The sequence below is a fragment of the Epibacterium ulvae genome (assembly GCF_900102795.1).
GTDB lineage: Bacteria > Pseudomonadota > Alphaproteobacteria > Rhodobacterales > Rhodobacteraceae > Epibacterium > Epibacterium ulvae.
Genome location: NZ_FMWG01000007.1, coordinates 39,356 through 59,152, shown reverse-complemented (window position 1 = coordinate 59,152; position 19,797 = coordinate 39,356). Strand labels below are relative to the sequence as shown.

Below are 19,797 nucleotides of genomic sequence, written 5' to 3'. Positions count from 1 at the left end.
GTGTTCTATCTGCGAGGTGGATTTTCTGTCAATTCTTATCTTTGCTTGGGTAATGGGTGGGTGAGGTGTACCTTGTGTTGGCGCGGTGCTCTTGCGTTGGTGTGCGCTCGGGCATAACGCGGTTGGGCAAGAGGTGGAGAGTGGCATGGTAAGGGACGTTCAAAGTTCAATTGTTGAGAAGAGTGTGCGCGTTGTTGATTTGCTTGCGCAGGCGCCCAACAAAATGAATCAATTGGAAATCATGAAGGCTAGCGGTCTGAGTAAAAGTTCTGTTTACCGCATCTTGTCGATTTTGGTCGGTCAGGGTCTTGTGCAATTTGATGAACGCGAAAAGCTTTATTCAGTGGGGCCTAAGCTGATCAGTTGGGCGCGCGCGGCCTGGCAAAAGACAGATCTTAACTTGATAGAGGATCAGGATCTGGCGTCATTGAGTGGCGCGACTGGTTTCAATGTAGCGGTTTCCGTTTTAAGTGACGCGAATATAACCTTTATTCGTACGCATATCCCAAAGCCTTATAAATTTGCTATTAAGGTTGGTGGGCAATCAGAGCTGCACTGTACCGCTGCCGGTAAAGTTTTTCTCGCCTATATGACCGACACTGAGCAGGCTGCGTATTACGAGGCGGCGAAACTTGAAAAGTTTACCGAGAGCACAATCACCGATGAGGATGCTCTGCGCGATGAGGTGGGCGTTGTTCGCAAGCAGGGCTATGCCTTTTCCAACCGTGAGGAATTTTGGCAGATTCGCGGTATTGCAGCGCCAATACTTGACTATGATGACCGGATTCTGGCGGCTATTAGCCTTTGGTCGCCAACGCATTACGTCTCAGCGGAGGGGCTTGTTGCCCTTGCTCCAAAGTTAATGGATGCCGCGGCTGAGATATCTGCTCGGTTCGGGCGATTGTTAAGCTGATTTAAATAGGTCAAAAATTCATCATAATTTGATGTGGGTCTGTGCTGAACGCAGACCCTTTTTTCTTGCCCAAGCGCAAATCTATTGACAATCAGAATGCGCCCCGCTTTGTTGTATAATGTGAAAAATAAAAATCATAAAATGAAAAGCAACAGAGATGGAGAACTGTAAAATGAAATTCAAAGCACTCTGCCTATCGACGACAGTTGCACTGGGTGTTGCGTCTAACGCGATGGCGGCGGACATCGTTATCGGTCTTCCCAGTTGGCCGTCGGTGAATGCTGTTGGCAACATTCTGAAAGTCGTGATCGAGGATAACTTGGGCCTGGAGGTCGAAATCCAGAACGGCACCAACCCCATCATTTTCGAGGCTATGGATACGGGCTCTATGCATATCCACCCCGAAGTCTGGATGCCGAACCAGCAAAACCTTCATGACACCTATGTGGAAGGTAAGAAGTCTGTCATTCGTGGTGGCGGTGATGGCGTTGAAGCCTTCACAGCAATGTGTGTGCCCACTAAGTTTGCCGAAGAAAACGGCATTACCTCCATAGATGATTTGACCGACCCTTCAGTGGCTGCGCTGTTTGACAATGATGGTGACGGCAAAGGTGAGATCTGGATTGGTGCAACAGGCTGGGCTTCTACCAATATTGAACGCATTCGCGCGCAGTCTTACGGTTACGCCGAAACACTTGAACTGCAGGAACTGGACGACACGCTGGCCTACGCCAATCTGGATGCGGCGGTTGAATCCGGCAAAGGTTGGATCGGGGTCTGCTACACCCCTCATTACATGTGGACCCTCTATGACGTAACGCCACTGGAAGAGCCGCCACATGATCCTGAGCGCTGGAATGTCACTCAGCCAACAGACGATCCTAACTGGCTGGAAGTATCATCGGCGGATGTACACTGGCCATCGGCTTATCTGTATCCTTATTTCTCCGCTTCGCTTGAAGAGAGCTATCCTGCTGTTGCGGGCTTGCTAAAGGGCGTTGACCTAGATCCTGATACGGTTTCCGCAATGACCTATGAGATTGCGATCAAAGGCATCGAGCCTGCTGACTTTGCAAAATCTTGGGTCGCGGCGAACGAAGAGCGCGTTTTGGATTGGCTCGCCAACTGATTCCACTTCAGGGCCGTCCGATCGGGCGGCTCTGAGTTTTCATTCAGTTTTTCATAAAGACGACACCTTGGGAGAAACGCGATGAGCGAAACCGTCGTGGAATTACGTAATGTCTGGAAGGTCTTCGGACAGCGCAGTGACGAAGCCATGAAGGCAATCCATGCGCGCGGCCTAACAAAGCCTGAGGTGTTAGAAGAGTTTCAATGCGTCGTGGGCGTTCAAGACGCCACTTTCTCCGTCAATCGTGGGGAGATTTTTTGCATTATGGGCCTGTCCGGATCAGGCAAATCCACCCTTGTGCGCCATATCAATCGTTTGATCGAACCGACTGCCGGAGAGATCGAAGTCTTGGGGCAAAACGTCAATGCGATGACCGCGTCAGAGCTGCGTCGGATGCGCGCCGAACAGATTGGAATGGTGTTCCAGCACATGGCGCTGCTCCCGCATAAATCAGTGCGGGACAACGTGGCATACCCTCTGGAAATCCGGCAAATTCCTAAGTCACGCCGCTGGGCGATTTCTGACCATGCTCTGGGGCTTGTGAATTTGACTGGTTACAAGGATCGTCTTCCACGCGAGCTTTCTGGCGGTATGCAGCAGCGCGTGGGGATTGCGCGCGCATTGGCAGCTGATCCAGAGGTGCTGTTGATGGACGAGCCATTTTCGGCACTGGATCCGCTTATTCGACTGCAGCTTCAAGATCAATTTAAAGCGCTTGTTGCGCAGCTGAAAAAGACAACACTGTTTATTACGCACGATCTTGATGAGGCTATTCGCATCGGGGATCGTATTGCGATCATGAAAGACGGCGTGGTTGTCCAGATCGGTACTCCGCATGAGATTGTTGCCAACCCGGTTGACGATTACGTGCGTGAGTTTGCTCAAGGTATCTCCAAACTGAAACTGGTGCAGGCGCATAATATCATGACGTCGCTTGCAGAGTTTGATGGCAGCACTGATGGCGCCAAAAGAGCCAGAACCGACGATGATCTGGACCATCTCATTAGCCTTTCTGTCGACACTAATTTGCCAATCGTCATTCAGAACGACGGACAGGATGTCGGCGTCATTAGTAAATCGCGCCTGCTTAAAGGCATTCAGGGGAGCGCAGAATAATGTTGGACGCAGTGAAACCCGAAACAAAGGTTGTTGCGGCGAGCGACATTCAAACCGATCATGAGGAACTCAATGCCTCGATTTCTGAATTTGTCGGAAGTAACCCTGAATACTACATCCGCAGTTTTGCCAAGGTTCACGAGGCAACTGGCTGGTTCCCACGTACTTTCAACACGGCGGCTGCTCTACTGGGGCCGATCTGGTCTGCAACACGAGGCATCTGGGGACTCTTTTGGTCCGGTCTGTTACTGGAAATCTTGGCATGGGTTCAGATAGGCCGCGGTGCCTGGGGTGAGCTTGGTGGTGACATGTTGCGGCAGGCAGAAAGCCAGTTGGCACGCGCCGAAGGATTTCGTCAGCGCGCTATTGAAGCCGCTACCAATGGTGGAGACGCCGCACGTTTTGAAAAACTCGCGGAAAACATGACAAATGCGGCAGAACGCAGCCAAGGTTTGGCTGCTGCGGCTGCTGCCGAAAGCACGACGATCCTGTTGACAGGTTTGATCTTCTTGATTTTGATCAGGCTCTGGCAAGGTTTCTTTGCGAACAACATCTATGAACATCAATATGAAGATTGGCGGGTTCGACCGGCGAAAACCGAAAGTGGGATCAAACCTCGAAACGCGGTTCTTGGTGTAACGCTGCTTGTCTTGGTAGTGCCGCTGACGGTTATCCATTTCACGTTGCCCACGTTGATCGATAGTCTTGGCTTGTTCCCGCAAGGCGCGATGGATGAATTTCCGGCGGACCGTTCTCTTTACTCAAGTATTGCAACGTTTCTAGAGGCTCAGATCGATACTGCTGCCTCGACTTGGTCTGGAGCTTTTGATTCAATCGTGGCAGCCGTGCGCTGGGTTCTTGATGTCCTGACAACTGGATTAGTGGGCACCCCTTGGCCCGTTGTTATGTTGGTCATCGTCGTGGCGGCATGGCGTGCAGCGGGGCCACGTGTGGCAATCTTTGTGGTCGCCGCGATGACCTACCTTGCTCTGCTGGGCTTTTGGGAAGTCAGCATGGAAACCGTCGCACTGGTTGGCGCAGCAGTGGTGATCTGCGTTCTCTTTGGCATTCCTTTGGGCATCTGGTTTGGTAAGTCACCACGCGCCTACGCCTTTTCAGAACCGATCTTGGATTTGATGCAGACGCTACCTGCCTTTGTTTACCTGATCCCAATCATTGCATTCTTCGGCACTGGTAACCCGCCGGGCATCCTTGCAACAATTATCTTCGGCATGCCGCCAGTCATCCGTCTTACCGCTCTCGGAATACGCGGTGTGCCGGAGAACATCAAAGAGGCGGCGGAAGCCTTCGGCGCAAATAAGCGCCAGTTGTTGAAAGACGTTGAAATCCCTCTGGCTCTCCCGTCGATCATGGCTGGGGTGAACCAAACCATCCTGATGTGTTTGTCCATGGTGGTGATAATCTCGCTCATCGGCGGTGGTGGTCTCGGAAAATCCATCCTCGAAGCTCTGCAATATGCCGCCAAAGGTCCAGGTCTACTGGGTGGATTTGCGATCCTCTTTTGCGCCATAACGATTGATCGGATCGTGCAGGGGGCGTTTTCTGGCAAAAAATAACGAGCAATCAAGCTTCTCTCTAAATAATGGAATATGTTTGTGGGACTTTCTTTTACCGACCCCGTGAAATTATTTGATGTAACCGGCCGAAGGGTTTTGATAACGGGGGCTGGGAGCGGGATTGGCTTTGCGCTGGCCCATGGGCTTGGCGCGGCGGGGGCGCATGTGATCCTAAATGGCCGTAACCAAGACAAACTGGAGTCAGCCAAGGCAAAGCTTGCAGAAGCAGGAATTGCTGTTGAAATCGCGGCATTTGATGTCTCCGATGCGAATGCTCTGGAAACAGCGGTTGCATCCATCGAAGCTGAGGGTCCAATTGATGTTCTCATCAACAACGCGGGCACCAATGTGCGTGGGCGCATGGCTGATATTTCAGCAGATGCGTTCCGCACTGTCATGGGATCAAACGCTGAAGGGCTCTTTTTAACCAGCCGGGCCGTCTCTGTTCACATGCAAAAGCGCAAAGCGGGGAAGATCATCAACATCTGTTCCGCGCTTTCAAAACTTGGGCGGAAAGGGGCTGTAGCTTATTCTGGCTCAAAAGCGGCGGCTGCCATGATGACAGCGTCGATGTGCGATGAACTGGCAGGGGATAATATCCAAATCAATGGTATTGCTCCGGGCTATTTCCTAACGGAACTCACACAAGCGATCAAAGATGATCCCGATCACGAAGCCTGGCTCATGGCGCGCACCCCTGCTGCGCGTTGGGGGCAGTTAGAAGAACTTGTGGGCGCAGCAATCTTCCTGTCATCAGATGCGTCAAGTTTTGTGAATGGGCATGTTTTGACTGTCGACGGAGGTTTGACCTCTGTGATGGGAGGTTGAAAATGGATCGCATTCTAGGACTCCCCGCCAAATATATTCAAGGTGTTGGCGCGATTGACCGCATTGGTCAGGCCGCTTTTGATTTGGCAGACAGCGCCCTTGTCTTTGCAGACGATTTTGTTCGGAAAAGCTTCGAGGGGCGAGTCTCTGACAGTCTCAAATCATCTGGGATTGCTCATCAATGGGAAACCTTCGGTGGTGAATGCTGTCGCTCTGAAATTGACAGATTGGCCCAGAGCGCGCGAAAGGCGCAGGCCAAACTTGTTATCGCCCTCGGAGGAGGTAAAGCCCTGGACACAGGTAAGGCTGTCGCTGCTGAGCTCGGTTGCCCGTTTATCTCTGTGCCGACACTGGCTTCGACAGACGGGCCTGTGACATCCATAGCCGTCGAATACAGCGAAGATCACACTCATATCGGGGTCATGAAATTCAACTGCAGCCCCGCAACAGTGCTCGTTGACACTGAAGTCATTGCAAAAGCACCGGTGCGGTTTTTGGTCGCTGGTATGGGCGATGCTCTTTCAACTTGGATTGAGGCGCGTGCGTGCCACGCTATCGGTCGGTCAAATTTTCGAGGCGGGAAAATCTCGGATGTCGCAATCACGCTGGCGCGTTCATGTCATGATACAATTCTTGAATTTGGCAAAGATGCGGTTTTGGCGGCCTCCGAGGGTAATGTCACCGAAGCGGTTGAGCGTGTTGTGGAAGCAAATGTGTTTCTGAGTGGTGTTGGGGTTGAAAACACTGGCGTGGCTGGTGCCCATGCCCTTGATGCAGCGATCTCACGCAGCACACTTGACCATTCAAGTCAGCACGGAGAACGTGTCGCATTGGGCGTTTTGTTCCAGCTCGCGCTTGAAGAAGATCATGGCATGCTTGAGAGCCTCTTGCCTTTCTTTGACGACGTGGGCCTTCCAAAGCACTTTTCTGACATAGGGATCGCAGATCCTGATCTTTATATGTTGGCGCAGCTGGTAATGCGTGAAGGCTCACCTATTAGAAATCTGCCCTTTAACCTTGAGGAAGGAAAACTGCTGAAAGCACTCAAAACCTTGGTGCCATAAGTGAGGCTGAGAGTAGTCGAAAAGCAAGTTTGTAGCGGTTGATTGCGTTTCAGCCAAGCCAGATCAGCCATGCTCGACATGATCAAGTCAGCCAAGCCGGACGCAAGGAGAAAGAGAATGGCGCGGACATTCCCGAAGCGATCCCATATGAAAGCCAAGGGACAACACACGGACAATCAATACGAATATGCTTGACCATATTTGGTTGAGGAAAATGGCTATTTTGGGTCGATGATCCGGCCCTTGTTCCTGTCTGTCTTCTCACCTGAATATTTCGTATCGATCCTTTGCTACAGAGGGGGCGATGCCATCTAGCTAGGTTAAGGCGTCCAACTCTGCTGCTATCTCTTTGGCTAGGGATTCAATATCAACGCTTCTGCGTTCCCGGGACGCGCGCAATCCGATCAGATCTGATTGATACCGCCGTGCGAGACGGATCGGGTCATGATGGGCTGCAATTTCATTGCCGTCCTGTGCCGCATTAAACAGGGCTTCAAACTGCTTTTCCATCTGATCCAAAAGCGCGTGCGCCTTGTCTGCGAGAGTTTCCTGTAGCCCTTGGACTTCAAGCAGCGTTTTGACCAGCATGCAGGCTTTGGCATGATCGGTTGTTTCACGTTTCGCAAAACTCAAAACATGCGCCTTCAGAGCTCCAAGTGGTCCCAAATCATTTGCCAGGCCTCGAAGACGAGCGGCACCGCGTTCTGCATATAGATCAAGAGTCTCAATGTAGAGCGCTTCTTTGGAACCAAAGGCAGCATAGAAACTGCCAGGTCGAATTCCAAGCACACGCTCAATATCCTTCATGGATGTGCCGGCCCAGCCGCGTTCCCAAAACAGGCTCAGGGCGCGGGCGACAATGTCATTTCGATCAAATTGGGCGGTTCTAGGCATCGGGTGACTTATATTTGAGTGATTGCTTAAATATAATCTTGAACGATTGCTCAAGAAAGGGCTAAATGAGCAAATCACTGCAAAAAAGGAAAACCAATGACAACTTTCCCTTCTCACGACCTCGAAACCGCGCCGGAAGCTTCCAAGCCTCTGTTGGAAAACTCTCAAAAAGCGTTCGGTCGCTTGCCTGGCCTGCACAAAGTGATGTCCGAAAGCCCTCAGGTGCTGGAAGGCTATCAGGTCCTCCACAAACTCTTTACCGAAACAGCGTTTGACGCAGATGAAATGACCGTCGTCTGGCAAACCATCAACGTCGAACATGAATGTCATTACTGCGTTCCGGCGCACACTGGCATTGCTAAACGCATGAAGGTGTCTGATGACATCATCAATGCCCTTCGGGACGAAACACCTCTTCCGTCTTCCAAACTGGAAGCACTTCGTACGTTCACACTTGCCATGTTGCGAGGTCGCGGCAATGTCACTGACGCTGAGATGGCAGCCTTCTTTGAGGCAGGTTACGGTCATCAAGCTGTTTTGGATGTCATTCTTGGTCTCGCGCAGAAGGTAATGTCAAACTACATTAACCACGTCGCAGAAACCCCGCTGGATGAGCCGGTCAAGCCTTTCGCGTGGACACGCAAGTAAAGAGCCGTCGAGTAAGGCTGTTGGCGGGCCAGCCTGAGGTGGCTCGCCGCTCCTTGTATTCTCGATCAATCCAAGGAAAATTGCCCATGTTTTTTGCAATCATATGTAAAGATAAGCCAAATTGTTCAACTGCGCGCCAAGCAACTCGATCGGCTCACCTGGAGCATCTGAAAACCTTCGCCAAAGCTTAAAGGGAACAGGACCTACGTTGGAAACGCATGGTGAGGCTCCTGCTGCCATCACTACCTATTCTCATACGGCCGTGGTCAATAACCTTTAGCTTGTTGCCGGGCAGTTGGACCTGAACTCCGCAACCGACGAATTACGCGAGCCGGGGTAAGAGCATCATATGCTAATCTTTGAGCAATACAGAAACTATCCGTTTCGAAGCCGGATTGGGCTTTGAACATATCGGACAATACATTGTTTTCTTGACTGAAATTTCTGATTTTGCTGTCGATAAAGCGATCTATGCTGAGGCGTTTGACAAAAGCCTGCCAGCACGCTGCGCAGCTTGAAGTGCGTAACCTACCCCAGTTAGGATCGCCCTCACGCCCTGAAAAACAACTTGTGGACCGGAGCGGTGCAACTGGTCTCAATGAGAAACCATAAGACCAGTTGCCTTCAAGTTTTATGTTTATGCTGTCGTGACCTCAGCCTTTTCCCAGGCGTGGGGTAAGAACGGTTTGTCGATCGGCGTTTCTGCTAGGTGGTTTGTGTAGTTTGACAGCACTTTCTGCGCCAGACCGACCAGAATGTCCAAGATCGCGCGATGTTCAAACCCGGCAGCAAGGAAATCATCGACATCTTTCTGGGGAGCGTTGCCACGCTCACGGACCAGAATCAGCGTGAATTTGCGCAACGCTTCTAGGCGTGGATCAGCCAACGGGCGCTCTTCGCGTAAGGCAGAGATTGTCGTGTCATCGACGCCCTGCATTATGGCGATCGCCGTGTGCGCGGGCACGCAATAGTGGCAGGAGTGTTCGACGTTAATGGCCAACCAGACAACGTTCCGCTCAGCCACAGACAAAGCAGAACGCTCGAAAAGTTCATGTAGCTTGAAGTAGCTTTCAAGTAGCTCGGGCGAAGAGGCCATGACCTGATACAAACCCGGAAGCATGCCATAGTCTTTCACCGCCTTTTGAAGCAGTGGTTTTGCTGCATCCGGTGCTGTTTCGATCGAGTGTAGTGGAAAGGTCGACATGTTTTTCTCCTATGTCTTTTCCGTGTTGAAGTGAGGGGGAGAGTATTCATCTCGCAATGCGAGTGATGAATTATGTATATGCATTCATAAATTGGGCCAGACGAATAAATGCAATCACTGCCAAAATGAAAATCCTTAACTTATAAGAGAGAATAGCGCATCGTGGGCTGTGCGCGACACTTGGGTGTCTTGTCTAGCAACAGCCTGCACCATAGCACCATTTCCAACAGAAATAACGAGACGCGCCAAGGCTTCTGGGGACGCCTTCAATACAAGGCCTTCATGCTCTTCCGCCCGACGGAAGGCATCTGTCAATGCATTTAGTAAGATATTGTCGCCACGTTGTAGTTCTTGCGCCATGTAAGCGTCCGGCCCTAACTCTGCGGTGGAGCGCACTAGGAAACAACCACGTCCAGAACCTGAAGTTGCGTCCGCTTCCCAAGCGTCTAGGAGGTATCGCAAGTTCTCAAGGAAGGAAGTCTCTTTGGAAAGCAGTTCCGCTGCACGGGCGACCCGTTCGTCAATATAATGCGACAAGGCACGGCGAAAGAGGTCCGGCTTATCGCCGAATGCGTAGGTCAGACTTTGCCGCCTTAGACCGGTTTCTTTTTCTAGGTCGTTGTACGTTGTTCCGGCATAGCCACCCACCCAAAATGCACGCATAGCCGCCTTTAAGGCGGTGTCTTCATCAAATGAACGTGGTCGGCCGGAACGAGTCATGTGAAATATATGGATGCGCAGACACAAAAAGACAAGCCCCATACAGAGCCCGAGAATGGTCTCAGGTTAGCCTCTCGCCGCACGTGCAACTGCTGATCACCTTCGAACGGCGGGGCCAGGGACGAAGCGGACTTTTCGCTGCCAGCAGCAAACGTCCGCTTGACAATTACTTCAAGTCCTCAAGGTCGTGCTGCTACGTCCGCAATTGCTGTGGCAGCCATTGACAGATCGGCAGCGCGCAATCCGGCAATATTCACGCGGCCGGTGTCACTGCCGTAGATACCATATTCCGAGCGCAGTCGTTGCATCTGCGTGGGGCTCAGGGGGAGCAAGGAAAACATCCCCTTATGTCGTCGTAATGCTTGAAACGAAGCAGGTGCGCCTTGGCGTTCCAGCGTGTCGCAAAGTTCCTTACGTAAGTAAGATACACGATTACGAATTGCGTCCAGTTCGGCGACCCACTGTGCTTTCGCATTGAAGACTAGATTTGCCACCGCCGCTGAATGTTCTGGCGGCATGGAGTAATTTGTACGTCCTAGATTTTCCAGATTGCGCATCGTTTTCGCAATCGCGCGCTCCTCAGGTGCCACGACCATCGCCACCCCAAGGCGATCACAGTAAAGCCCCATGTTTTTCGAACAACTCGCCGAACAGAGCACCAGAGGCAGAGTCTCGACGAGACGGTGTAGGCCAGCCGTATCTTCGCTCAACCCATCACCAAAGCCCTGATATGCAATATCCACCAACGGAACCAGTTCGCGCTTGGCGCAAAACGCGGCGATCTCGGTCCAGTCCTCGGCACTTGGGTCGATGCCCGATGGATTGTGACAGCAGCCGTGGATCAACAAGACGTCACCGGGCCGGGCGTCCGCAAGGCAATGGAAGATCAGATCGACATCGATACCTTCTGCGCTCTGGCGCCAAGGGTAATCGCGGACGCGCAATCCGGAGGTTTCAAAAATCGGGCGATGATTGATGTATCCGGGATCGGTTGTCCAAATCGTTGCAGCGGGTTGCGCAAGCTTGATGAAGTCGCCCAGAAGCCGAAGCGCGCCTGTGCCACCAACGGTTTGAATTGTCGCGGCTCTTTCAAGTTCGGTCGACGTATCGCCAAGTAGCAGCCGCGTCATTGATGCGTTGAAAGACGCGTTGCCAGCCAAAGGGCGATAGGCTTTGGTAGCCGCCGTTTCTGCCAGTTGGCACTCGGCCGCTTTAACGACGTCCAATGTAGGGGTCTGGCCGTTCTCATCGCGATAGACACCGACAATAAGATCTAGCTTTTCTGGGCGTGGGTCGGCCTGAAATTCCGCAGTAAGTCCCCAGATCGGATCGGGGAGCAGGGTGGGTAAGAGGTGCAACATTGTAAGACGCTCCTAAGATTTGTTGGCGCGCCAAATACCAGCGCAGATGATGCCGACGGCTACAAAAATGGGAATGCTGAGCGCTTCACCAAGGATCGGCCAAGCCAGAACCGACGTAAGTGCCGGCGCACCGGCTCCAATCGCAGCGCATTTGTTTGCGCCAATCAGCCGTATTGCTGAGGCGTAGGTCAGGCTTGCCACAAGGCCTACGCCGATTCCTTGCACGAGTATAAAACTCATCAACTCGCTTGCGGGGCTTGTGAAGAGCGTGGTTGGCACCGCGCCCGTCGCGATTATGGGTAACAAAACTACTGCTGATGGCACCGACACGAGGGCTCCGGCCGTCAGCGGATCGAGCCCAGAGCTGCGCAGGCCTATCGTATATGCTGCCCAGGCAAGGCTGGCTATCAATAGACTGCCCACGCCCAATGCCAGATTGCTGACGCTGGCTCCCGATGCAACAATCAGCAGCAGAGCACCGAAAGTGATTGTCAATAGGGCGCTGGCTTCGCGCGTCGTGGGGCGTTGGCCAAGCCCTGCCCACATCAACAGTGCCACAGTCACGGGTACAGTGCCCGCAATCAACGCGCCCACATGGGTTGCCGAGGTAAATCCGCCGCCAATTGCAGCCAGAGCGAAAAAGGGCGCTCCCCCCCCAAGCGCGATGGTCGCCGCATATCGTTTCGGAAGAGATAGCAGTTTTTCCCGGCGTAGCCATAGAAAGGGGCAAAGGATGAGCGCAGGCACGCTGGCGCGAATGAACGCAACATCCACGACTTCAAGATGAGCGCTTTCTGTTGCGCGTGTCGACAAGGCAAACCCTGCCCAAATGCAAAGGGTAACCCCCATCGCGAAAAAACCGACGATCGCATCTCGGTTATTGAAAAACGATGGGGATGAAGTGGGTGTGGAATAGGTCGCTAAATCCATGACATCTGGTCCAGTTTAAGATGACGCAGGAGTAGCGGGTTTCTTAAGGTGTTTGGTTGCTAATAATTGCCTTTTAAGCTAATAAATTAGCTATAAATGCCACGGATAGTGAAAATATGGACAAAATAGACCTTAAAATCATTAAGTTGCTACAGGAAAATGGCCGACTCACAAATCAGGATTTGGCCGAGGCCGTAAACCTGTCGCCATCTCCCTGCTTGCGGCGCACCCGCGCGCTTGAGGCATCTGGCGTGATCAAGGGGTATGCTGCCATTGTTGACGAAAAGGCGTTTGGCCTGCCCATTACGGTTTTCGTTCAAATCCGCCTATCTGAACATACGGGCCCAGCGGTGCAGGCCTTTGAGGCCAAAATCCGTGATATTGACCGAATACTGGACTGCTATGTCGTCACCGGAAGTGACGATTACATTCTTCGGGTGCTGACCCGGGACCTTGCGGATTACGAACGGTTTGTTAGAGAAAGCTTACATTGCATCCCTGGCATCGCATCAATTGATACCAGTTTTGCATATGGCACGGTGAAACGGTCAATGATGTTGCCGCAACCAGGTCTGTCGTGAAACTCTCAGAAGCCCTTTACTTTAAGGATTGAAAACTGCACGCGTGTCAGGAACGTTGACCATGCTGATGATTGTCGTGATCGACGAAGGCTTCAATCTGGGCTTCAAGGTCACCCGGCAAGAAGGAGTTTTCCAGCAAGATGCGGATCCTCAAGGTTTGATGCCAACGCTCAATCTTTCCTTGTGCCCGGGGTGATCCGGCGCACAGGGCACGTACTTCGTACCGTTGTCTCGCAACCATTCCGCCAATCCGCTTAAGACGTAGCTGGAGCAGTTCTCGCTCAGCAGTCTTGGCTTGTTTGCCATTCCTGTCCCTGCGTTTCCTAAACACACGCCCGCAGATAAAACCGCTGTGGATGCGATTGCGAGTGCTAAGATCATACGCCATGAGTATCTAAATCTAATCTTATCCCCCTGTTTCGAGTATCTGTGGGGCAGGCTGTCAGTTTTTCTCCATTTGATCAAAACTTTCGATAGTCCGATCAAACAAAACAGAAATATGCCTATGAATTTAGTATGTGATCTACCAAACTGGCTGGCGTCACACACGGAAGCCGCTTGGGGGCAACGAGATTTGGCTATGTAAATTGCCATCATGATCATGCTTTGCTGAAGACGAGGGCATTTAGTTTTGAATTAGCGCATCCTGCCACTCTTTGAGAAACTTGTTTCTTTTTAGGGTATCTAAAAACGTCATTAATGCGGGTTCTAGTGCGATATTTGCGCGTTCCGTGCCGTTTTGACGTTCCGCAAGTGGCGGGAGAGCTTTCTGGGTGTGATGGCCATTGGATTGATAAGTCACAATAAACTGCAAGAATTCTTCTGCTCTTTTGGGGTTTGTTGACGCCTTTGATACCAAAGCGGTGCGCATCATAGTTGTCGGAAAATCAGAGGGCAATATGGTGGTGTAGGCTTTACCGCTGTCAGCGCGGGCCTGTGCGTAGCTGCCAAGTACATTGTAGGCGACTGCGATGGTGCCATCTGTCAGATCGTCAATCATGTCGCCAGAACAACAATAGAGTCGTGCGTTTAAGCTGCCCATCACTTCCATTAAGCGCCAAAAAGTTTCGGACGCGCGTGCGTCTTGTGTTGCGAAGAGATATCCGACGCCTGATTGTCTGACATCGTAGGTCCCAACCCGGTTGCGAAAAACCTCTGGGCGGGCACGCATGGCTTCAATGAGCTCTTGCCGAGACTCGGGAATTTCCATACCAGCAAAAGCGGATCTATTGATGGCAATGACTGCGGGTTCCGAGGTGAAGGCAAATACGCTTTGCCGCCATTGTGCCCAACTGGGATGCAGAATGTTTGGCAAAGGAAGAGCGTGGCCATCATTTGCAAGTTTGAGCTGCAGGTCCATGGCGCTGGAAATCGCGACATCAAACGCTTCGGGTGTCTTGCGTACACGGCGGTCCAAATCCGAGGTGCCGGTTACAAAGTATTCGACGGTAACGTTCGGTTGCTCGGCAATGAAGGCCTCCAACATGGGTGAAAACAGAGCTGTATCTGTACTGGAAATGATACTTAAAGTGTTTTCTGCGTCAGGGGACCCGAAAACGGCCTGATCTTCCCAACCTTCAGCTGCCGCGCTATTGAACACAAGAATTAGAACTAAAGTGAGAGTGTAACGCATGCGCCGCCTCCAGATCTGTTCGAAAGCTGAATTTCGCCTCCATGTGCTTCGATCACGTCTCTTGCGATGGTAAGACCTAGACCTGAACCGATTGTTCCTTTTGCGTTTTCTCCCCGTTGGAAGCGCTTGGTCAATGTGTCAATCTCATGAGCAGGAAAACCAGGTCCAAAATCGCAGACCTTAATTTGCACGGCCTCTTTGTGAGAAATTGATATTTCGACTGAACTCTCTGTAGGGCCGTATTTCATTGCGTTGTCGATTAAATTGCGTAATGCATTCTGCAATAAAACGCTGTCACCTGAAAAAGGGACGCTTTGCGGACTATCCAGTTCTAACTTCAGATCTTTCATGTCTGCTATTGGTGTCAGACGCAATACAAGATCCTGAGCGAGTTCAACCAGATCAAGAGGGTGCTGCTCCAGATGTCCCGCTCTGAAGGTGATCATTGCGTGATCCAAAAGCTGACCAGCTGCGCGTGAACTTTCATCAATTGCTTTGACCATGGCCCGCATGGCATCACGATTTTCCTCTTTGTCTACACGTTGCAATGTCGCTTCTGCATAAGAACGTACTGTGGCCAAAGGGGTGCGAACTCGGTGAGCGGCTTCTGCGATGAAATCTTCTGACTGGGCAAAGGACTGCTCAAGACGCATCATGAGCGAATTCAGGGAGGTTACCAAAGGTGCCATCTCTCTAGGGACAGGTTTGGTAAAAGGGCGTAGATCGTGGGGGCCACGCCGTGTGACAGAGTGCGTTAATTTATCAAGCTGGCCGATAGTATTTTTTGTTGCCCAAAACGACAGACCTGCAACAAGTGTAAAAAAGCAAAAGCCAAATAATGCAGCATTGCGTGAAATTTCTGACAGTGTTTCAGACAAGGCATCTTGTGTCTGTGCCAAAATGACTTGAACCTTAATGCGCCTGTCAGCTCCGATAAGGAGGCGGTTTGCACTGACAACCCGTGCAGAGCTGTCGCGGATCTGGCGTGTTTCAAATAGAAACCCGCTTGGCATAAGGTCTGTCTGCCCGACAAGGTCTTGATAACCTGATAAAAACTCGCCGTTTTCTAGGATTGCATAAAACACCCGGTCATCAGCCACAGTATTCAACATCGAGAGAGCGGAATAAGGCAGGTCAAGTTCAATGACCCCATTGCGGATCGCAGCAGCATCTAAGATTGAAGTAACCGAGGCCTCAAGGATGCTGTCTTGTCCGCTCTGAGCGATCTGGACTGCATAGCTGCGGACCGCGAAAAACAATAGTAGTGCGAGCAATGCTGCCCCGCCGATCAAGGTGACAACCAAACGGTTTCGCAATGAGCCGGAGAATGCGACCTTAACTGTCATGATCTAACCTATACCCTAGGCTGCGGAGCGTAGTGATTTTCAAATCTGAAGGCTTAAGGTGTTTGCGCAGGCGCCCTATGTAGACTTCAATTGCATTTTCGGACACGTCGTTGTCATAGGAGAACAATCTGTCCACGAGTTTTTGTTTTGAAAAAATCGTGTTCGGCGCGTTTAAAAACAGCTCCAACAAACGGAGTTCGCGATTGCGCAGTGTGACCATTTGACCATTGACAGAAAGATGTCCTGCGACAGGATCGAATATAACGCCACCCAGCTCAATAGAAGTTTTTGAGGTACCGGATTTTCGCCTCAAAACAGCACGGCATCGCGCTTCGAGCTCGGCGTGATCGAAGGGCTTTGTGAGGTAATCGTCGGCTCCAAGATCAAGGGATCCGATTCGGTCTGAGACCTGACTGCGGGCCGTTAAAACGATAACAGGTGTGTCGTGATTGTTTGCTCTGTGACGCTTCAGAAAGCTTCGACCATCCCCGTCAGGCAACATTATATCCAGCAAAATGAGATCATATTCACTGGTCAGCGTGTAGGCTTGCGCATCTTCTAAATTATCTGCGTGATCAATGACATGGCCGCTGAATTGCAAACGCGAAAGTATCGCATTAGCAAGGTCTTGATTGTCTTCGATAAGCAGAAATTTCATCGCAGGATAGCCTCCTTATTTCCTATGACAGGTTTGTGTCAGGTTGGAGTGATTACTCATTAGTCAATTGATCCGCAGTGCGGTCAGTTGTCAAATGGGAGGAAAATATGTCGAAGTTTACGATGGGCCGCCGTGCCCTAATCGCTGCTGTTGCCGCTTTTGGTTTGGCTGGTCCTGGATTGTCTGATGGAGCAAAAGTTCTCGACAATGTACATTTCTTAATTCCAGGTGGGGCCGGGGGCGGCTGGGATGGAACCGCGCGCGGCACTGGCGAAGCTCTGACCAAAGCAGGGCTTGTGGGCACCGCTTCTTATGAAAACATGTCTGGTGGCGGTGGCGGTAAAGCCATTGGGTTCTTAATTGAGAATGCCGACAGCAATCATGAAACGCTGATGGTTAATTCAACACCAATCGTGATCCGGTCTCTCACGGGTGTTTTTCCCCATAACTTTCGTGATTTGACATTGGTCTCTGGCACGATTGGTGACTATGCGGCTATCGTTGTCGGGAAAGATAGCCCGATCAATTCCATGCAGGATCTACTTGCTGCATTTGACGCTGATCCTTCCGGGACTGCGATTGGCGGTGGCTCAGTGCCCGGCGGTATGGATCACCTTGTCGCTGCAATGGTGATGGAGGCCGCAGGCCGTGATGCGTTGAGCGTGAAATATATTCCCTATGACGCAGGTGGTAAGGCGATGGCAGCAGTCCTGTCAGGTGAAATCGTCGCTTTGTCTACAGGTTTTTCTGAGGCTGTTGATTTGGCGAATGCGGGTGAAGTGAAAATTATTGGCGTAACCGCTGATGACCGCGTGGACACTGCGCCGAACGCTCTGACGATGAAAGAACAGGGAATTGACACAACATTCGTGAATTGGCGTGGTTTCTTTGCCGCGCCCGGCCTTCCAGAGGAAAAACTTGCAACTTATCAGGATGCTATCGCTAAGATGTACGATACGCCCGAATGGGAAGCGGTGCGCGCACGAAATGGCTGGGTGAATATCCATAATTCTGGCGATGATTTCCTGACCTTCTTGGAAGAACAGGAGCAAGCCATCGGAGATTTGATGAAGAAGCTGGGCTTCCTCTAAAACTCTCCATCACCTTCCACAAATGCAGTCGCGGCAGAGTATTTATTGCTCTGTCGTCGCTTTCTTATAGGGGGCTTTCATGGCGTTGGATCGCTGGATTGCACTAATTCTACTGGGCATATGCTTTGTTTACGGCTACGCAGCCTGGTTCACGATGGACGGCAGCCTTGCGCCGTTCATGAAACGTAACCCCATCTGGCCAAGCACCTTTCCCAAGGTTCTATCTGTTGTCGGTGTCTTTGCGACATTGGTTATCTTATTAGGCTTTGAGAAACACGAAGCCAAAGAGGCAGAAATCGATTACCGTCGGTTAGGAGACTATTTCCTGGGGCAAGCGTTGTTGCTGCTCGCTTTGATGGTCATCTACGCTCTGTCTTTGCGGCCATTGGGCTTTTTGTTTTCTACCTCAGCATTTCTCATTTTGGGATCTTTTATCCTTGGCGAACGCAAGTGGTACGTCATGTTGCCGGTCGCATTCATCGCGACAGGAACGGTTTGGTATTTGGTTCAAGAAGTTCTGGGAATCTACATGCGCCCTTTGCCGGGTTTCATAGGAGGTTAAGATGTTAGAAGGCTTACTCATTGGTCTCACTACGGCCCTTTCAATACAAAACCTTCTAATGGTTGTCGCTGGCTGTCTTATCGGTACATTCATTGGGATGTTGCCAGGGCTTGGTCCTATGTCGATCATTGCGATCATGATCCCAGTGGCAATCTCAATGGGAGATCCGTCTGCGGCTTTGATTTTGTTGGCAGGTGTTTATTATGGCGCAATTTTTGGGGGGTCGACATCGGCCATTCTTTTAAATGCTCCGGGTGTTGCCGGGACCGTTGCTTCAAGTTTTGATGGTTATCCAATGGCGCGTCAGGGACGTGCGGGCAAGGCACTGACCATTGCTGCGATTGCAAGTTTTGCAGGCGGTACAATTGGCGCTCTGCTCTTGATGATCTTTGCGCCTGCGTTGTCGTCGGTTGCGCTGTTGTTCCATTCTGCGGAATATTTTGCCCTGATGGTTGTGGGGTTGTCTGCAATCGCAGCTTTCGCTGGCACTGGTCAGGTCGCAAAGGCGATGATCATGACGATTCTTGGATTGATTATGGCAACGGTAGGAGAGGGCGCGCTGTTCAATCTTCCACGGTTCACGATGGGAGTCATGGATCTTCAATCCGGGTTCGGTTTCATTACGCTCGCAATGGCCATGTTTGCTCTGCCCGAAGCGCTTTTCCTTGTGCTGAAGCCTAAAAAAATCGAAGGAGATGATGGTCAGATCAAAGACCTGCGCATAACACGGTCTGAGGCCAGAGCAATCGCGCCTGTTGTCGGCAGGCAATCGTTGCAGGGGTTTTTCATTGGCGTTCTGCCGGGGGCAGGCGCCACAATCGCGAGCTTTCTAGGCTATGCGGTTGAACGCAATATTGCGCCAAAGCATGAGCAAGAAGAATTTGGGAACGGTTCAATCAAAGGGCTTGCCGCCCCTGAAACAGCCAACAATGCGGCCTGTACGGGCTCCTTTGTGCCTTTGTTGACGCTTGGCATCCCCGGTTCAGGTACGACGGCGATCTTACTTGGAGCGCTTATTGCGTTAAATGTAACACCCGGACCGCGTCTCATGCTGGATGAGCCGCAAATTTTCTGGGCGGTTATTATGTCGATGTTTATCGGTAATTTGGTTCTATTGATCTTGAATTTACCGTTAATCCCATACATCGCCAAGGTCCTTGCCGTGCCGCGCAATTACCTGATCCCATTTATTTTGTTCTTCACATTGATGGGGGCTTATATCGGTCAAAACAATGCAACCGAGCTATTGATATTGGTGGGTTTTGGTATCGCAGCAACAGCACTGAAGTTTGCGGACTACCCATTGGCGCCGTTGCTGATTGGTTTCATCTTGGGTGGAATGATGGAAGACAATTTTGCGCGTTCAATGCAGCTTTATGATGGTATCGCATTTATCTGGGAGAGACCTATGACCTTGGCGTTGTTGGTGATCGCAGCGGGATTGGTAATCTTACCCAGCTTGCGAGCACGTCTAAAGTCGTAAAATATGTAAGTCTAACTCGTAAAATGGTAGATAGCCATCTGGTCCGCGCGCTCTGGCTT

At 51.3% G+C, this 19,797-nt stretch carries 19 protein-coding genes and 1 pseudogene; 11 read left to right on the top strand and 9 right to left on the bottom strand.

Annotated features, from left to right (window positions below; all coding sequences use genetic code 11):
- Nucleotides 1-145: 145 nt before the first annotated feature.
- From BLP79_RS12050 to BLP79_RS12025, 6 genes are all read left to right on the top strand, one after another.
- Complete coding sequence (locus BLP79_RS12050) at nucleotides 146-913, top strand: IclR family transcriptional regulator (protein WP_090219302.1); 768 nt, start codon at nucleotides 146-148, stop codon at nucleotides 911-913.
- Between the two features lie 172 nt (nucleotides 914-1,085).
- The gene (locus tag BLP79_RS12045; protein WP_232716474.1) at nucleotides 1,086-2,042 is read left to right on the top strand and encodes an ABC transporter substrate-binding protein; all 957 of its coding nucleotides are present in this window, start codon (nucleotides 1,086-1,088) and stop codon (nucleotides 2,040-2,042) included.
- An 81-nt stretch (nucleotides 2,043-2,123) separates the two neighbouring features.
- Nucleotides 2,124-3,158, top strand: coding sequence for a quaternary amine ABC transporter ATP-binding protein (locus BLP79_RS12040; RefSeq protein ID WP_090219300.1), 1,035 nt, complete (start codon nucleotides 2,124-2,126; stop codon nucleotides 3,156-3,158).
- A complete protein-coding gene (locus tag BLP79_RS12035) occupies nucleotides 3,158-4,735 on the top strand; it encodes an ABC transporter permease (RefSeq protein WP_090219298.1) in 1,578 nt (525 codons plus the stop codon). Before BLP79_RS12040 ends, BLP79_RS12035 begins: the two co-directional genes overlap by 1 nt.
- Before the next feature lie 39 nt (nucleotides 4,736-4,774).
- The gene (locus tag BLP79_RS12030; RefSeq protein WP_232716476.1) at nucleotides 4,775-5,563 is read left to right on the top strand and encodes an SDR family NAD(P)-dependent oxidoreductase; all 789 of its coding nucleotides are present in this window, start codon (nucleotides 4,775-4,777) and stop codon (nucleotides 5,561-5,563) included.
- A gap of 2 nt (nucleotides 5,564-5,565) precedes the next feature.
- On the top strand, nucleotides 5,566-6,627 hold the full coding sequence (locus tag BLP79_RS12025) for a glycerol dehydrogenase (protein ID WP_090219296.1): 1,062 nt from the start codon (nucleotides 5,566-5,568) through the stop codon (nucleotides 6,625-6,627).
- 315 nt (nucleotides 6,628-6,942) lie between these two features.
- On the opposite strand, the gene BLP79_RS12020 is transcribed toward BLP79_RS12025, so the two are convergent.
- Nucleotides 6,943-7,521 carry a TetR/AcrR family transcriptional regulator gene (locus BLP79_RS12020; protein WP_090219294.1) on the bottom strand — a complete coding sequence of 193 codons (579 nt, stop codon included), beginning with the start codon at nucleotides 7,519-7,521 and terminating at the stop codon, nucleotides 6,943-6,945.
- A gap of 96 nt (nucleotides 7,522-7,617) precedes the next feature.
- Between BLP79_RS12020 and BLP79_RS12015 the strand changes: the two genes are divergently transcribed.
- Nucleotides 7,618-8,169 (top strand): carboxymuconolactone decarboxylase family protein, encoded by a 552-nt coding sequence (locus tag BLP79_RS12015; protein ID WP_090219293.1) that lies wholly within the window; start codon nucleotides 7,618-7,620, stop codon nucleotides 8,167-8,169.
- Nucleotides 8,170-8,806: 637 nt separating this feature from the next.
- Here BLP79_RS12015 and BLP79_RS12010 read toward each other — a convergent pair.
- The 4 genes from BLP79_RS12010 to BLP79_RS11995 form a co-directional block, all read right to left on the bottom strand.
- Nucleotides 8,807-9,373, bottom strand: coding sequence for a carboxymuconolactone decarboxylase family protein (locus BLP79_RS12010; RefSeq protein ID WP_090219290.1), 567 nt, complete (start codon nucleotides 9,371-9,373; stop codon nucleotides 8,807-8,809).
- A 135-nt stretch (nucleotides 9,374-9,508) separates the two neighbouring features.
- Nucleotides 9,509-10,093 carry a TetR/AcrR family transcriptional regulator gene (locus BLP79_RS12005; RefSeq protein WP_090219534.1) on the bottom strand — a complete coding sequence of 195 codons (585 nt, stop codon included), beginning with the start codon at nucleotides 10,091-10,093 and terminating at the stop codon, nucleotides 9,509-9,511.
- Nucleotides 10,094-10,272: 179 nt separating this feature from the next.
- Nucleotides 10,273-11,454, bottom strand: a complete 1,182-nt coding sequence (locus BLP79_RS12000; RefSeq protein ID WP_090219289.1) for an amino acid aminotransferase — start codon at nucleotides 11,452-11,454, stop codon at nucleotides 10,273-10,275.
- A gap of 12 nt (nucleotides 11,455-11,466) precedes the next feature.
- Complete coding sequence (locus tag BLP79_RS11995; protein ID WP_232716479.1) at nucleotides 11,467-12,384, bottom strand: DMT family transporter; 918 nt, start codon at nucleotides 12,382-12,384, stop codon at nucleotides 11,467-11,469.
- A 116-nt stretch (nucleotides 12,385-12,500) separates the two neighbouring features.
- Here BLP79_RS11995 and BLP79_RS11990 point away from each other — a divergent pair, with 116 nt between their 5' ends.
- Nucleotides 12,501-12,965: an Lrp/AsnC family transcriptional regulator gene (locus tag BLP79_RS11990; RefSeq protein ID WP_090219287.1), complete on the top strand. Its 465-nt coding sequence runs from the start codon at nucleotides 12,501-12,503 to the stop codon at nucleotides 12,963-12,965.
- Between the two features lie 49 nt (nucleotides 12,966-13,014).
- On the opposite strand, the pseudogene BLP79_RS19980 reads toward BLP79_RS11990, so the two are convergent.
- From BLP79_RS19980 to BLP79_RS11975, 4 genes and pseudogenes are all read right to left on the bottom strand, one after another.
- A pseudogene (locus tag BLP79_RS19980) lies at nucleotides 13,015-13,265 on the bottom strand (integrase core domain-containing protein); the annotation flags it as partial.
- A 325-nt stretch (nucleotides 13,266-13,590) separates the two neighbouring features.
- Nucleotides 13,591-14,598, bottom strand: coding sequence for an ABC transporter substrate-binding protein (locus tag BLP79_RS11985; RefSeq protein ID WP_090219286.1), 1,008 nt, complete (start codon nucleotides 14,596-14,598; stop codon nucleotides 13,591-13,593).
- Nucleotides 14,577-15,944, bottom strand: coding sequence for a sensor histidine kinase (locus BLP79_RS11980; protein WP_090219284.1), 1,368 nt, complete (start codon nucleotides 15,942-15,944; stop codon nucleotides 14,577-14,579). Before BLP79_RS11980 ends, BLP79_RS11985 begins: the two co-directional genes overlap by 22 nt.
- Nucleotides 15,934-16,602 carry a response regulator transcription factor gene (locus tag BLP79_RS11975; RefSeq protein ID WP_090219283.1) on the bottom strand — a complete coding sequence of 223 codons (669 nt, stop codon included), beginning with the start codon at nucleotides 16,600-16,602 and terminating at the stop codon, nucleotides 15,934-15,936. Before BLP79_RS11975 ends, BLP79_RS11980 begins: the two co-directional genes overlap by 11 nt.
- A 107-nt stretch (nucleotides 16,603-16,709) precedes the next feature.
- On the opposite strand from BLP79_RS11975, the gene BLP79_RS11970 reads away from it, so the two are divergent.
- From BLP79_RS11970 to BLP79_RS11960, 3 genes are all read left to right on the top strand, one after another.
- Entirely contained in the window at nucleotides 16,710-17,693 is a 984-nt protein-coding gene (locus BLP79_RS11970; RefSeq protein WP_090219281.1) for a Bug family tripartite tricarboxylate transporter substrate binding protein, read from the top strand.
- A gap of 79 nt (nucleotides 17,694-17,772) precedes the next feature.
- Nucleotides 17,773-18,255, top strand: coding sequence for a tripartite tricarboxylate transporter TctB family protein (locus BLP79_RS11965; protein ID WP_090219279.1), 483 nt, complete (start codon nucleotides 17,773-17,775; stop codon nucleotides 18,253-18,255).
- 1 nt (nucleotide 18,256) lies between these two features.
- Complete coding sequence (locus BLP79_RS11960; RefSeq protein WP_090219278.1) at nucleotides 18,257-19,738, top strand: tripartite tricarboxylate transporter permease; 1,482 nt, start codon at nucleotides 18,257-18,259, stop codon at nucleotides 19,736-19,738.
- Nucleotides 19,739-19,797 lie beyond the last annotated feature (59 nt).

Coding starts and splice junctions, on each gene's coding strand:
- BLP79_RS12050 (WP_090219302.1), top strand. CDS start 146: ATGGTAAGGGACGTTCAAAGTTCAATTGTTGAGAAGAGTGTGCGCGTT.
- BLP79_RS12045 (WP_232716474.1), top strand. CDS start 1,086: ATGAAATTCAAAGCACTCTGCCTATCGACGACAGTTGCACTGGGTGTT.
- BLP79_RS12040 (WP_090219300.1), top strand. CDS start 2,124: ATGAGCGAAACCGTCGTGGAATTACGTAATGTCTGGAAGGTCTTCGGA.
- BLP79_RS12035 (WP_090219298.1), top strand. CDS start 3,158: ATGTTGGACGCAGTGAAACCCGAAACAAAGGTTGTTGCGGCGAGCGAC.
- BLP79_RS12025 (WP_090219296.1), top strand. CDS start 5,566: ATGGATCGCATTCTAGGACTCCCCGCCAAATATATTCAAGGTGTTGGC.
- BLP79_RS12020 (WP_090219294.1), bottom strand. CDS start 7,521: ATGCCTAGAACCGCCCAATTTGATCGAAATGACATTGTCGCCCGCGCC.
- BLP79_RS12015 (WP_090219293.1), top strand. CDS start 7,618: ATGACAACTTTCCCTTCTCACGACCTCGAAACCGCGCCGGAAGCTTCC.
- BLP79_RS12010 (WP_090219290.1), bottom strand. CDS start 9,373: ATGTCGACCTTTCCACTACACTCGATCGAAACAGCACCGGATGCAGCA.
- BLP79_RS12005 (WP_090219534.1), bottom strand. CDS start 10,093: ATGACTCGTTCCGGCCGACCACGTTCATTTGATGAAGACACCGCCTTA.
- BLP79_RS12000 (WP_090219289.1), bottom strand. CDS start 11,454: ATGTTGCACCTCTTACCCACCCTGCTCCCCGATCCGATCTGGGGACTT.
- BLP79_RS11995 (WP_232716479.1), bottom strand. CDS start 12,384: ATGGATTTAGCGACCTATTCCACACCCACTTCATCCCCATCGTTTTTC.
- BLP79_RS11990 (WP_090219287.1), top strand. CDS start 12,501: ATGGACAAAATAGACCTTAAAATCATTAAGTTGCTACAGGAAAATGGC.
- BLP79_RS11985 (WP_090219286.1), bottom strand. CDS start 14,598: ATGCGTTACACTCTCACTTTAGTTCTAATTCTTGTGTTCAATAGCGCG.
- BLP79_RS11980 (WP_090219284.1), bottom strand. CDS start 15,944: ATGACAGTTAAGGTCGCATTCTCCGGCTCATTGCGAAACCGTTTGGTT.
- BLP79_RS11975 (WP_090219283.1), bottom strand. CDS start 16,602: ATGAAATTTCTGCTTATCGAAGACAATCAAGACCTTGCTAATGCGATA.
- BLP79_RS11970 (WP_090219281.1), top strand. CDS start 16,710: ATGTCGAAGTTTACGATGGGCCGCCGTGCCCTAATCGCTGCTGTTGCC.
- BLP79_RS11965 (WP_090219279.1), top strand. CDS start 17,773: ATGGCGTTGGATCGCTGGATTGCACTAATTCTACTGGGCATATGCTTT.
- BLP79_RS11960 (WP_090219278.1), top strand. CDS start 18,257: ATGTTAGAAGGCTTACTCATTGGTCTCACTACGGCCCTTTCAATACAA.